17 protein-coding genes are annotated in these 12,789 nt (G+C 54.0%); 2 read left to right on the plus strand and 15 right to left on the minus strand.

The window, feature by feature from the left end:
* Positions 1 to 293: 293 nt before the first annotated feature.
* Entirely contained in the window at positions 294 to 761 is a 468-nt protein-coding gene (locus AFK67_RS18840; RefSeq protein ID WP_007724326.1) for a prepilin peptidase, read from the plus strand.
* A gap of 3 nt (positions 762 to 764) precedes the next feature.
* Here the strand turns inward: AFK67_RS18840 and bfr are convergent, their stop codons facing one another.
* The 11 genes from bfr to fkpA form a co-directional block, all read right to left on the minus strand.
* On the minus strand, positions 765 to 1,241 hold the full coding sequence (gene bfr, locus AFK67_RS18845) for a bacterioferritin (protein ID WP_007724328.1): 477 nt from the start codon (positions 1,239 to 1,241) through the stop codon (positions 765 to 767).
* Between the two features lie 65 nt (positions 1,242 to 1,306).
* The gene (gene bfd, locus AFK67_RS22315; RefSeq protein ID WP_007702510.1) at positions 1,307 to 1,501 is read right to left on the minus strand and encodes a bacterioferritin-associated ferredoxin; all 195 of its coding nucleotides are present in this window, start codon (positions 1,499 to 1,501) and stop codon (positions 1,307 to 1,309) included.
* A gap of 177 nt (positions 1,502 to 1,678) precedes the next feature.
* On the minus strand, positions 1,679 to 2,863 hold the full coding sequence (gene tuf, locus AFK67_RS18855) for an elongation factor Tu (RefSeq protein WP_038869252.1): 1,185 nt from the start codon (positions 2,861 to 2,863) through the stop codon (positions 1,679 to 1,681).
* Between the two features lie 67 nt (positions 2,864 to 2,930).
* The gene (gene fusA, locus AFK67_RS18860) at positions 2,931 to 5,045 is read right to left on the minus strand and encodes an elongation factor G (RefSeq protein WP_007720814.1); all 2,115 of its coding nucleotides are present in this window, start codon (positions 5,043 to 5,045) and stop codon (positions 2,931 to 2,933) included.
* Positions 5,046 to 5,142: 97 nt separating this feature from the next.
* Complete coding sequence (rpsG, locus tag AFK67_RS18865) at positions 5,143 to 5,613, minus strand: 30S ribosomal protein S7 (RefSeq protein ID WP_007720812.1); 471 nt, start codon at positions 5,611 to 5,613, stop codon at positions 5,143 to 5,145.
* Between the two features lie 95 nt (positions 5,614 to 5,708).
* A complete protein-coding gene (gene rpsL, locus AFK67_RS18870) occupies positions 5,709 to 6,083 on the minus strand; it encodes a 30S ribosomal protein S12 (RefSeq protein WP_002436309.1) in 375 nt (124 codons plus the stop codon).
* A 124-nt stretch (positions 6,084 to 6,207) separates the two neighbouring features.
* Positions 6,208 to 6,495 carry a sulfurtransferase complex subunit TusB gene (gene tusB / locus AFK67_RS18875; protein WP_007720811.1) on the minus strand — a complete coding sequence of 96 codons (288 nt, stop codon included), beginning with the start codon at positions 6,493 to 6,495 and terminating at the stop codon, positions 6,208 to 6,210.
* Positions 6,496 to 6,503: 8 nt separating this feature from the next.
* A complete protein-coding gene (tusC, locus tag AFK67_RS18880; RefSeq protein ID WP_007720810.1) occupies positions 6,504 to 6,863 on the minus strand; it encodes a sulfurtransferase complex subunit TusC in 360 nt (119 codons plus the stop codon).
* Positions 6,863 to 7,249, minus strand: coding sequence for a sulfurtransferase complex subunit TusD (gene tusD, locus AFK67_RS18885; protein WP_007720809.1), 387 nt, complete (start codon positions 7,247 to 7,249; stop codon positions 6,863 to 6,865). The genes tusC and tusD overlap by 1 nt, the downstream gene beginning before the upstream one ends.
* Complete coding sequence (locus AFK67_RS18890; protein ID WP_007720807.1) at positions 7,249 to 7,971, minus strand: helix-turn-helix transcriptional regulator; 723 nt, start codon at positions 7,969 to 7,971, stop codon at positions 7,249 to 7,251. Before AFK67_RS18890 ends, tusD begins: the two co-directional genes overlap by 1 nt.
* 175 nt (positions 7,972 to 8,146) lie before the next feature.
* Complete coding sequence (fkpA, locus tag AFK67_RS18895; protein ID WP_007720805.1) at positions 8,147 to 8,974, minus strand: FKBP-type peptidyl-prolyl cis-trans isomerase; 828 nt, start codon at positions 8,972 to 8,974, stop codon at positions 8,147 to 8,149.
* 214 nt (positions 8,975 to 9,188) lie between these two features.
* On the opposite strand from fkpA, the gene AFK67_RS18900 reads away from it, so the two are divergent.
* Positions 9,189 to 9,407, plus strand: a complete 219-nt coding sequence (locus AFK67_RS18900) for a SlyX family protein (RefSeq protein WP_007720801.1) — start codon at positions 9,189 to 9,191, stop codon at positions 9,405 to 9,407.
* Between the two features lie 54 nt (positions 9,408 to 9,461).
* Here AFK67_RS18900 and slyD read toward each other — a convergent pair whose 3' ends face one another.
* The 4 genes from slyD to kefG form a co-directional block, all read right to left on the minus strand.
* Positions 9,462 to 10,040: a peptidylprolyl isomerase gene (gene slyD, locus AFK67_RS18905; protein ID WP_007720798.1), complete on the minus strand. Its 579-nt coding sequence runs from the start codon at positions 10,038 to 10,040 to the stop codon at positions 9,462 to 9,464.
* A 94-nt stretch (positions 10,041 to 10,134) separates the two neighbouring features.
* Positions 10,135 to 10,335, minus strand: a complete 201-nt coding sequence (locus tag AFK67_RS18910) for a YheV family putative zinc ribbon protein (RefSeq protein ID WP_004386608.1) — start codon at positions 10,333 to 10,335, stop codon at positions 10,135 to 10,137.
* Positions 10,336 to 10,345: 10 nt separating this feature from the next.
* Positions 10,346 to 12,151 (minus strand): glutathione-regulated potassium-efflux system protein KefB, encoded by a 1,806-nt coding sequence (gene kefB / locus AFK67_RS18915; protein WP_007720784.1) that lies wholly within the window; start codon positions 12,149 to 12,151, stop codon positions 10,346 to 10,348.
* The gene (gene kefG / locus AFK67_RS18920) at positions 12,151 to 12,702 is read right to left on the minus strand and encodes a glutathione-regulated potassium-efflux system ancillary protein KefG (protein WP_032967149.1); all 552 of its coding nucleotides are present in this window, start codon (positions 12,700 to 12,702) and stop codon (positions 12,151 to 12,153) included. The genes kefB and kefG overlap by 1 nt, the downstream gene beginning before the upstream one ends.
* Between the last annotated feature and the right edge of the window lie 87 nt (positions 12,703 to 12,789).

Here is a 12,789-nt window from a genome sequence, read left to right on the forward strand (position 1 = left end):
CGTAGCCCCCCGATTGGGAGCATTGTAGATAGCTAAACTTCAGCTATCAGGGCTCATATCGAACCCGCCGTCATTAATGACAGCCCGCGCATTATACGTAAATCTCACGCTGACGCAAGCGCTGATTAGAAATTAAACATTCTCTCGTACTGTCTCGCATTACATTACAACGTGTCAGGCTGCACTATTGATTTGCTGGAAAGCCCTACGCGCACCTGAAATCTGGCGCTTCATCTCGCCTTTTACAGGGCCTATTTTGTCTTGCACATGGATGATTCTTCGCAAGGATAAAAATGGTTACGGTATGGATGTTTGGATACGTATTGCTAAACGCAGGGCTCGTGCTCAAGGATCTGCGCCATGGTCTGTTACCCGACAGTCTGACCTGCCCCCTACTCTGGCTGGGCCTGTCGTACCATCTTATTTCCCGGCCAGACGCACTCTCCGATGCGGTAGCAGGCGCGCTTCTCGGTTATCTCTCATTGGCGCTGCTTTACTGGGCTTACCGATGGTTGCGGGGAGTTGAAGGGCTGGGCTATGGCGATGTGAAATATGTTGCCGCGCTTAGCGCCTGGCATGGATGGCAGATGCTGGGTCTGTTGCTTATGACTGCCGCTCTACTGGGCCTTGCCGCGTCTTTTGTGATGTATCGGAAAAGAGAGCCGGCTCTTTTACGAAAAACCCCGCTGCCTTTTGGTCCATTTCTGGCAGCAGCAGGGTTGGTATGCAGTATCTCTACCTTCCAGATACTGAAGGTATAGATGTCAGCTCTGTTCTTTAATCTGGGACTGAATGTAGTTCTGCAGGCCAATTTTGCTAATAAGATCCAATTCGGTTTCCAGCCAGTCGATATGGTGCTCTTCATCCTCAAGGATTTTAATCATGATATCCCTGCTGACGTAGTCATGAATTGAATCAGCATAGGCGATCGCCTCGCGCAGATCTTTAGCGCCTTCCATCTCAAGCGTAAGGTCTGAACGCAGCATTTCTTCTACATCTTCGCCGATATGCAACTTGCCCAGGTCCTGAAGGTTAGGAATGCCTTCAAGAAATAAGATACGCTCAATATAAATATCGGCGTGTTTCATCTCATCAATGGACTCATGATATTCAACATCGTTGAGGCGCATCAGGCCCCAGTTTTTGAACATTCTCGCATGGAGAAAGTACTGATTGATTGCGACAAGCTCGTTTCCCAATAATTTATTGAGATAATTTATTATCTTGATATCACCTTTCATTTTGCTTCCCTCCGCTTCCACTACATGAAGCGTAGATGGGCTGGCGAGGAAGTCAAAATCTGCGGTCAGGCAATTTCCTGATATTCAGGGATCTGCATCAGTTCGTCCTGCATGATCTCGCGGGCGGCACGCACGCATTTACCACACTGGTTGCCGATCGGCATAAATTTGCGAAGCTGCTGGAAGGACTGGGGATGGTGCTGACGTACCGCCTGCCGTATTTTTTTATCGCTGATGCCATTACACAAACAAACGTACATGATAACTCCCGTTCAGTTTATGCACAGATTGTAAATGAGAATGGTTATGATTACAACGAAGTAAAAGCAGACATTAACTCTGTGTTCCGGGGCGAATGAGAGGCTCAATCCCTTTCAGAAAATTTTTCCTTATAAAACAAAAAGGGCGCCGAAGCGCCCTTTTCAATTCTGGAAAAATTAGCCCAGAACTTTAGCAACCACGCCCGCGCCAACGGTACGGCCGCCTTCGCGGATTGCGAAACGCAGACCGTCGTCCATCGCGATCGGGTGGATCAGGGTGACAACCATTTTGATGTTGTCGCCCGGCATTACCATCTCTACGCCTTCCGGCAGTTCGATGGTACCGGTTACGTCAGTCGTACGGAAGTAGAACTGCGGACGGTAGCCTTTGAAGAACGGAGTGTGACGACCGCCTTCATCTTTGGACAGAATGTACACTTCAGATTCGAACTTGGTGTGCGGCTTGATGGAGCCCGGCTTAGCCAGTACCTGACCACGTTCGATTTCTTCACGTTTGATACCACGCAGCAGAACACCTACGTTCTCGCCCGCACGGCCTTCGTCCAGCAGTTTGCGGAACATTTCAACGCCGGTACAGGTGGATTTCGCGGTGTCTTTGATACCAACGATTTCAACTTCTTCACCAACCTTGATGATACCGCGCTCTACACGACCGGTAACAACGGTACCACGACCAGAGATGGAGAATACGTCTTCGATCGGCAGCAGGAACGGCTTGTCAATCGCACGCTCCGGTTCCGGGATGTAAGAATCCAGGTGACCAGCCAGCTCGATGATTTTCTCTTCCCACTCAGCTTCGCCTTCCAGCGCTTTCAGCGCGGAACCGCGAACGATCGGGGTGTCGTCGCCCGGGAAGTCATACTGAGACAGCAGCTCACGCACTTCCATCTCAACCAGTTCCAGCAGCTCTTCGTCATCAACCATGTCGCATTTGTTCAGGAACACGATGATGTACGGAACGCCTACCTGACGACCCAGCAGGATGTGCTCACGGGTCTGCGGCATCGGGCCGTCAGTCGCAGCAACAACCAGGATAGCGCCGTCCATCTGAGCAGCACCGGTGATCATGTTTTTCACGTAGTCGGCGTGGCCCGGGCAGTCAACGTGCGCGTAGTGGCGAGTCGGGGTGTCATATTCAACGTGAGAGGTGTTGATGGTGATACCACGAGCTTTTTCTTCCGGCGCGTTATCGATCTGATCGAATGCACGAGCAGAACCACCGTAGGTTTTAGCCAGAACGGTAGTGATGGCAGCAGTCAGGGTAGTTTTACCATGGTCAACGTGGCCGATAGTACCGACGTTGACGTGCGGTTTTGTACGTTCAAATTTTTCTTTAGACACGGCTATATTCCTTACTATAGTGCCCCCTCGCCGAGAGGGCACGGGACTTTGGTTTTAACCCTGCGGCTTATTTGCCACGGGCTTCGATAACGGCCTGAGCAACGTTGTTCGGCGCATCATCATACTTCAGGAATTCCATCGTGTATGATGCACGACCTTTGGTCAGAGAACGCAGCTGAGTTGCATATCCGAACATTTCAGACAGCGGAACTTCGGCGTGGATCTTAACGCCAGTTACTTCGGATTCCTGACCACGCAGCATACCGCGACGACGGCTCAAGTCACCGATAACGTCACCAGTGTTCTCTTCCGGAGTTTCTACTTCAACCTTCATGATCGGCTCAAGCAGAACTGGTTTTGCTTTCTTAAAGCCTTCTTTAAAGGCGATAGAAGCTGCCAGTTTAAACGCCAGTTCAGAGGAGTCAACGTCGTGGTAAGAACCGAAGTGCAGACGAACACCGATGTCTACTACCGGGTAACCTGCCAGCGGACCAGACTTCAGCTGCTCCTGGATGCCTTTATCAACGGCCGGGATGTATTCACCAGGAATTACACCACCTTTAATGTCGTTGACGAACTCGTAACCTTTCGGGTTAGAGCCCGGCTCCAGCGGGTACATGTCGATCACAACGTGACCGTACTGACCGCGACCACCAGACTGCTTAGCATGTTTACCTTCAACGTCGGTAACTTTGCTGCGAATCGCTTCGCGGTAAGCAACCTGAGGTTTACCTACGTTCGCTTCAACGTTGAACTCACGCTTCATACGGTCAACGATGATGTCGAGGTGCAGCTCGCCCATACCAGCGATGATGGTCTGGTTAGATTCTTCGTCAGTCCATACGCGGAAAGACGGGTCTTCTTTAGCCAGACGGCCCAGAGCCAGACCCATTTTTTCCTGGTCAGCTTTGGTTTTCGGTTCAACCGCGATAGAGATTACCGGCTCAGGGAACTCCATGCGCTCCAGAATGATCGGGTGATCCGGGTTACACAGGGTGTCACCGGTAGTCACGTCTTTCAGACCGATCGCTGCAGCGATGTCGCCCGCGCGAACTTCTTTGATCTCTTCACGTTTGTTCGCGTGCATCTGTACGATACGACCGAAACGCTCACGTGCGGATTTCACGGAGTTCAGGATCGTGTCGCCAGAGTTAACCACGCCAGAGTACACGCGGAAGAACGTCAGGTTACCCACGAACGGGTCGGTAGCGATTTTAAATGCCAGAGCAGAGAACGGCTCTTCATCGCTCGCGTGACGCTCAGCCGGAGTATCTTTACCGTCGTCCAAGATACCGTTGATCGCAGGTACGTCAACCGGGGATGGCAGGTAATCAATTACCGCATCCAGCATCGCCTGAACACCTTTGTTCTTGAACGCAGAACCACAGGTTACCAGGATGATTTCGTTGTTCAGAACGCGCTGACGCAGAGCTTTTTTAATCTCTTCTTCAGTCAGTTCTTCACCACCCAGGTATTTCTCCATCAGCTCTTCAGAAGCTTCAGCAGCGGATTCGATCAGGTTCTGGTGCCATTCGTCAGCCAGGTCCTGCATGTCAGCCGGGATATCTTCGTATTCGAAGGTAACGCCCTGGTCTGCATCGTTCCAGTTGATGGCTTTCATTTTCACCAGGTCAACAACACCGGTGAAGCCGTCTTCAGCACCAATTGCCAGCTGCAGCGGAACCGGGTTCGCGCCCAGACGGGTTTTGATCTGACCAACAACTTTCAGGAAGTTCGCGCCCATGCGGTCCATTTTGTTAACGAACGCAATACGCGGAACTTTGTATTTGTTTGCCTGACGCCATACGGTTTCAGACTGCGGCTGAACACCACCTACTGCGCAGTAAACCATTACCGCACCGTCAAGCACACGCATGGAACGTTCTACTTCGATGGTGAAGTCAACGTGCCCCGGGGTGTCGATGATGTTGATACGGTGCGGCTCATACTGCTTAGCCATACCAGACCAGAATGCGGTAGTCGCAGCGGAGGTAATGGTGATACCACGCTCCTGCTCCTGCTCCATCCAGTCCATAGTAGCGGCGCCGTCATGAACTTCACCGATTTTGTGGTTTACACCGGTGTAGAACAGAATACGTTCGGTAGTAGTGGTTTTACCGGCGTCGATGTGCGCACTGATACCGATGTTACGATAGCGTGCGATGGGTGTTGTACGAGCCATTTGATTCCTCGTTTGTTTCTTTAGGCGCTCAAATTAAGTTACCCAGAACGGGCGACTCACTTGAAGCGCCCGTCTGGTGACTAACATGCCGAAGGGATTACCAACGGTAGTGTGCGAACGCCTTGTTGGCTTCTGCCATACGGTGAACGTCTTCACGTTTCTTAACTGCAGTACCTTTGTTATCTGCAGCATCAGAAAGTTCGTTCGCCAGGCGCAGAGCCATGGATTTATCACCGCGTTTACGAGCAGCTTCAACGATCCAACGCATTGCCAGGGCATTACGACGAACCGGACGGACTTCAACTGGAACCTGATAAGTAGAACCACCTACACGACGGGACTTAACTTCGACGGTCGGACGAACGTTGTCCAGAGCGACTTCGAAAGCTTCCAGTTCAGATTTACCAGAGCGCTGAGCCAGGGTCTCAAGAGCACTGTATACGATTGCTTCTGCAGTAGATTTTTTACCATCTACCATCAGGATATTTACAAATTTAGCCAGCAGTTCTGATCCGAACTTCGGATCCGGCAGAATTTTACGCTGACCAATGACGCGACGACGTGGCATGGAAATACTCCGTTGTTAATTCAGGATTGTCCAAAACTCTACGAGTTTAGTTTGACAGTAATATAAAACGTTTGGCCTTACTTAACGGAGAACCATTAAGCCTTAGGACGCTTCACGCCGTACTTGGAGCGAGCCTGCTTACGGTCTTTAACGCCAGAGCAGTCAAGTGCACCACGAACGGTGTGGTAACGAACACCCGGGAGGTCTTTTACACGACCGCCACGGATCAGGATCACGGAGTGTTCCTGCAGGTTGTGACCTTCACCACCGATGTAGGAAGTCACTTCAAAACCGTTAGTCAGACGAACACGGCACACTTTACGCAGTGCGGAGTTCGGTTTTTTCGGGGTGGTGGTATATACGCGAGTACATACGCCACGTTTTTGCGGGCATGCTTCCAGCGCCGGCACGTTGCTTTTTGCAACTTTGCGAGAGCGTGGTTTGCGTACCAGCTGGTTAACTGTTGCCATTAAATAGCTCCTGGTTTTAGCTTTTGCTTCGTAAACACGTAATAAATCGTCCCCATATAATATGAGGACGCGGAATTTTAGGGCTGTGCTTTAAGGGTGTCAAGAAATATACAGCGTTCGGGCATTACCAGGCCATCTGGCTCGCGTGTTTTACTGTGAGTTCGACGAAATCAGTATAGCTAATCGTTGCGACATTGCGCGAAATTTGAGCGACCAACCCTCTGGCTTCAATGTCGTTTTCTAAAGCGCACACCCGGGCGGGTGAGGCCAGCAGCACGCTCAGAAAGCGGCTGTCGTTAAGCGCGGCGACCACGCCGTCCTGCATCAGCAGGATATCGTCGCCGGGGCGCACCAGACGCAGCAACGCGTCGAGATCGGTCTGCCAGGGCGAGCGAGAAAGCGTATACAGCATGGCGTTCCTTAAAAAGTCAGCACGACATCGTATTCATCCAGACGCTCGCGCAGGGCGGCGGCATCCAGCGTTTCGACATCAATCACAAACGTCTGCTCCTCGTTCAGCCCGCGCTCGCGCAGCGACTCGCGGCACACATAGCAGCGCTCGATATCGTACAGCGGCAATACTTTGAACGTGGAGATATAGTCGCGGGCGAGAATAGCCTGCGGCGACTGGCCTGGCAGAATCTGAAAAACCCCGTCGCTCAGGAAAAAGACGCCAATCTCTTCTGTCAACGCAGACATCGCCAGCAAAGCATCAAGTCCTTCACGACCCGCCGCGCTGCCATGCGGCGCATGGGTAAAAACAAAAGCCACCTGTTTCATTAAAATTCGACCACTCTGTCACAGGTCAGCGCGGCTTCCGCCAGCGCGCCGAGGCCGCTTAACACAAACCCTGGCTGAAGATTCGCGCCAGCAAGCCCCTGCTGGCGCGCCTCATGTTCATCCGTTACGCCGCGGCGCAGCGCGGCCGCGACGCAGATATGCAGCGCCACGCCATTTTCGTTGTGAAGCGCTTCCCAGGCACGCACCAGATCGAACTCATCGCTCGCCGGCGCCGTCATCTGGTTCGCGTTATAGACCCCTTCGCGGTAGAAAAAGACGCTCTCAAGGCTGTGACCTTCCGCCAGCAGCGCCTTCGCAAACTGCAGCGCGCTGCTCGCCTGCTGGGTGCCATACGCGGGCCCGGTCACCATCAGGGCAAAACGCATCAGCGATCCTGCCCCTGAAAGTCCCCGTTTTTGAACTGACGGATATAAAGGTAAACCGTGTGTTTGGAGATATTGAGCCGGTCGGCCACCTGGTTAATGGCGTCTTTAATATCGAAGATGCCTTTCTCATAGAGATTAAGGACAATCTGACGATTTTTGGCATTGTTAGAGACGTTACGGTCGGCGTTCACTTCTTCGATGGTGAACTCCAGCGTCTGGGTCACCAGGTCTTCAACCGACGAGGCGAAATTCACAGACGACGGCACTTCTTGGGTTTCCGGCGGCACAAAGGTGCTCATTATCTGGGAGAACGGCACATCCAGGTTCATGTTGATACACAACAGGCCAATTACGCGGTGTTCGCGGTTGCGAATGGCGATAGTGACCGACTTCATTAAAACGCCGCTTTTCGCGCGGGTGAAATAGCACTTCGATACGCTGCTGTCAGCGCCGGTCATATCGTGCAGCATACGCAACGCAAGATCAGTAATCGGCGAGCCGATTTTTCGGCCCGTGTGTTCGCCGTTGGCGATGCGAATGGCCGAGCATTTCAGATCCTGCAGAGAATGCAGCACAATTTCACAGTGGGAGCCGATGAGCATCGCTAACCCGTCCACGACCGCTTCGTAGGAGCGCAGAATATCAAAATCGGTCTGTTCGAAGGGACGCTGATCCAGCAGATCGAGTTCGCTGGCCTCATTGGTTAATAGCGAATTGGACATGAAAACATACCACCCTTTACAGCGAGCCTGTCGTCTCTCAAGGTCTGGGCAGACTCATCATTCAGTTGTTACGTAACTCGCTAAAGTAATACAGCGGGTGCAACACTAGCCAGCTTTTATTATATGTGCGCGGGATAAAAAAAACCGCCGCCCTGAGGCGGCGGTCTGCGAAGCGTTACTTCACTTTAGCGGCGTCGTCCGCTTTATCACCTGCGGCGGCCTTCGGGGCAGCGTCAGCTTTCGCTGCCGGGTTGATGTCCAGCAGTTCTACGTCAAACACCAGCGTGGAGTTAGCCGGAATACCCGGCACGCCATTTTTGCCGTAAGCCAGTTCAGGCGGGATGACCAGCTTGATTTTGCCGCCTTTCTTGATGTTTTTCAGGCCTTCGGTCCAGCCCGGGATCACACCGTCAAGACGGAAAGACAGCGGCTCGCCGCGCTTGTAGGAGTTGTCGAACTCCTGACCGTCAATAAGCGTGCCTTTATAGTTAACCACAACGGTGTCGCTCTCTTTCGGCGCAGCCCCAGTACCTTCTTTCTCGACTTTATACAGCAGGCCGGTAGAAGAGGTCTTCACGCCTTTTTCTTTAGCGAATTTCTCACGGTAGGCTTTGCCTTTGGTTTCGTTTTCCGTCGCGTCTTTCTCGACTTTCGCCTGAGCGGCGCCTTTCACGCGGGTTTCGAAAGCCTGCAGAGTCTGCTCGATTTCCTGATCGGAGAGTTTGCTCTTATCAGCGAAAGCGTCCTGGACACCGGCGATCAGCTGGTTTTTATCCAGTTTGATGCCCAGTTTTTCCTGTTCTTTCAGGGAGTTTTCCATGTAACGGCCCAGTGAAGCACCCAGCGCGTAAGCCGATTTCTGATCGTCGTTCTGGAATGCGGCTTTGCTGTCAGCGGGAGCAGCGTTCTGCTGCTGTGCGGCTGGCGCAGCAAAAGTCAGGGGAGCGTTGAACGCCACAGCCATCGTGGTCGCCAGCAGCGTTACTTTAAACAGTGATTTCATCCATTATCTCCAGGGTTGGGGCCTCTCACCCCAGGGGTTATCTTTAAAAACGAAAGTCGTACTATAAAACGTCGCAACGGAAATCAACATAACCACTTTTCCGTTTCGGGCGTTATTTCAGACTTAATTTGTTTAAATAAGTTTCTTTCTGTTGAAGCAACCCGGCAGAATCCGGAAAAGTTGCGTAGAATCGCGACGCAAAGGGGGAAACATCATGCAAAACGAATCGACAGAACACCGTATCGCTGAGCTGGAAAGCCGGCTGGCGTTCCAGGAAATCACTATTGACGCGTTAAACCAGTCCGTTACCGCGCATGAGCTGGAACTCGCGAAACTACGCGAACAGCTCAAAATCATGGTGGAGAAAATCAAAGCCTCGCAGACGTCGATGATCGCGTCGCAAGCAGAAGAAACGCCGCCGCCGCATTACTGACAGACAACGGCGGGCAGTAAAAAGGGGCGCCGGAGCGCCCCTTTTTTATCAGGCTTAGTGGCAACCGCAGCCGCCGTTGCCGCAACCACCTTTACCGTGGTCGTGATCGTGGCTGTGGCCGCCGCAGCAACCGTCATGGTCGTGATCGTGGCCATGGTCGTGACCGTTCGCACCGTGAACGTGGCCGTGAGCCAGTTCTTCTTCGGTCGCTTCGCGGATAGCCACAACTTCAACGTTGAAGTTCAGGTTCTGGCCCGCCAGCATGTGGTTACCGTCAACCACAACGTGGTCGTCGCCCACTTCGGTGATTTCTACCGGCACCGGACCCTGATCGGTTTCCGCCAGGAAGCGCATGCCAACCTGCAGCTCGTCAACGCCCATGAAAACGTCTTTCGGTACGCGCTGTACCAGGTTTTCGTCATACTGGCCGTAAGCGTCGTTGGCGCCTACGTTCACATCGAATTTATCGCCAACATCGTGACCTTCCAGCGCGGCTTCCAGGCCGGAGATCAGGGAGCCGTGACCATGCAGGTAGTCCAGCGGCGCACTCACCGGAGACTCATCAACCAACACACCGTCTTCTGTACGTACCTGATAGGCCAGGCTGACCACCAGGTCTTTTGCTACTTTCATGATATCTCCTGAGTGAGGAAAAAAGACTGGCGCCGATTGTAGCCCAAATCGACGCCTGTGTACCCTTTAGCTTAAAGAAACCTGGGGCATCTCGCTAGTCGGGATGAAAAATCCCTATAACTTGCTCATCTTTGCGAACCTTCTCGCGAACTTCTTTATCCGCCTCGCGCATCTGGTGCCCGCACTTTACGCACTCGACGATATCGACCTGATTCTCCCGCCACATCGCGAGAGAATCCTGCGCCTGACACTTCGGGCAGACGGCCCCGGCAATAAAACGTTTACGCACCGCCATAGCTTAACCTCTATTCAAACTCATCCCAGCCGTCCAGCTGGCGTCGTTCCTGCTGCATCTCACGGTGGAAAATCTCTTCCAGCTCGCGCCGCGCCTCGCGCACGCGGGAGATTTGCGCGTTATCGGTATGTACCGGCATCAGCTCGCGCAGCATCCGCATATCAAGACGACGGAAATGCAACTGCGCGCGCTGCGCCTGATGCGGATGCATACCCAGCGAAATGAGCGTCTTGCGCCCCAGCTCCAGCGCGCTGGAGAAGGTTTCACGGGAAAACTGCTTCACGCCCGCCTGCAACAGCTCATGGGCTTCAACACGCCCGCGCGCGCGCGCCAGAATCTCCAGCTGCGGGAAGTGCTGCTGGCAGAGATGCACAATCCGCATCGTGTCTTCCGGATCGTTACAGGTCACGACGATAGACTCCGCCGATTCCGCGCCCGCGGCGCGCAGCAGTTCAAGCTCCGTCGCGTCGCCATAGTAAACTTTGTAGCCATATTTACGCATCAAGTTGACCGCGCTGATATCGCGCTCCAGCACCGTAATGCGCATTTTATTGGCCATCAGCAGGCGGCCAATCACCTGACCAAAGCGCCCGAAGCCGACGATGATCACCTGCGGTTTATCATCTTCCACATACGGGGTTTCGTCATGCTCATCCTGCGCGTTGAAGTGGCGCGCCAGCAGCCGGTCGATGCCTTTCATTACCAGCGGCGTGGTCATCATCGAAAGCGTGACCGTCACCAGCAGCAGCGCCATCTGGTCGTTATGAAAGAGTTTCTGCGACGAGGCGCTGGAAAAGAGCACGAACGCGAATTCGCCGCCCTGGCTCAGCACGCCCGCGAACTGCAAACGCTCGGTGCGCCGCAGGCCCTGAAAGCGTCCCAGGCCGTACAGCACTGCCATTTTGACGCTCACCAGCACCGCCACGCTCATCACCACCCACAAAATATGGGTATAGAGGACGCCCAGATTTAACGCCATGCCGACCGAGATAAAAAACAGTCCCAGCAGCAGGCCTTTAAACGGCTCGATGGCTATCTCCAGCTCATGGCGATATTCGCTCTCCGCCAGCAGGATGCCGGCGATAAACGTGCCGAGCGCCATCGACAGCCCCAGCAAATCCATAAACAGCGCCGAGCCCAGCACCAGCAACAGCGCGGCGGCGGTAAACACCTCGCGCACGCCGGAGCCCGCGATAAAGCGAAACACCGGGCGCAGCAGATAACGCCCGCCTATCAGCATTCCGCCGAACGCCAGCACTTTCATGCCGATCTTCATCCAGTCAGGATGTTCATCGCCGTTGCCCGCCAGCAGCGGCACCATTGCCAGCGCCGGGATCACCGCCAGATCCTGGAACAGCAGCACGGAAAATCCGAGCTGCCCGCCTTCGGTGCGGTTCATGCCCTTATCGCGCATCAGCTGCAACGCCATCGCGGTTGACGACATCGCAAGGCCGATACCGCCCACCACTGCCGCCTGCCAGGCGAAATCGGTCAACATCAGCAGCCCGGCCAGCACCACCGCGCTTAACAGCACTTGCGCCGCGCCGATACCGAAGATAGAACGCCGCAACTTCCAGAGTTTCGAGGGGTTCAGCTCAAGCCCTATCAGGAACATCAGGAACACGACGCCGAGCTCCGAGAAGTGCAGAATTTCGTCGACGTCGCTGATAAAACCGAGGCCCCACGGGCCAATCGCTATCCCGGCGAGCAGATAACCCAGCACCGCGCCGATGCCAAGCCGCGCCGCAATCGGCACCGCCACCACCGCGGCGAAAAGAAACAGAATGCCTGCCAGCAGCAGGTCCGAGCCTTCCATCAGAAGCCCCCCGGTGTTAACGGCGCGGCCAGCCAGCTTTCATACGCGCGGCCCTGCGCCGCCAGTTCAGAAAGCGACTGACGCCGCGCCCAGTAAATGATCAGCGGCGTCATCCAGTGCATACGACACATGGCGGCCGTCAGTTCGAAGGGACGTAAAATGTCGCTCAGGGCATAGCGGTTAAAGCCGTCGGGGCGATAAGCCGTTTCCGGCTCGCCGGTCGTGATAACGCAGCGCCAGTATTTGCCGGCAAGCTCGTTGCCGCCCACGCCGCTGGCGAAACCGCGGCTTAACACGCGATCGAACCACTCTTTCAGGAGCGCCGGACAGCTATAGGTGTAGAGCGGGAACTGAAAAACGATCACATCGTGCTCGCGCAGCAACGCCTGCTCATGGCTGATATCAATAAAGAAATCGGGATAGTGGGCATAGAGGTCATGCACCGTGACATTAGGTAATTGCAGAGCCGGCTTAAGCAAAACCCGGTTAGCCACCGAGTCCTGAGATTCCGGATGGGCATACAGCAGCAAAACTTTCGCTGTCTGTGACATCATTCCCCTCCAGGGCGTCGTCATTGTTACTATTTTGGGCTACCATGGCGGCCCCACGCGGTGCCCTAAAGCATCACGTTACATGAA

The sequence above is a fragment of the Cronobacter dublinensis subsp. dublinensis LMG 23823 genome (assembly GCF_001277235.1).
In the GTDB taxonomy this organism is placed as follows: domain Bacteria; phylum Pseudomonadota; class Gammaproteobacteria; order Enterobacterales; family Enterobacteriaceae; genus Cronobacter; species Cronobacter dublinensis.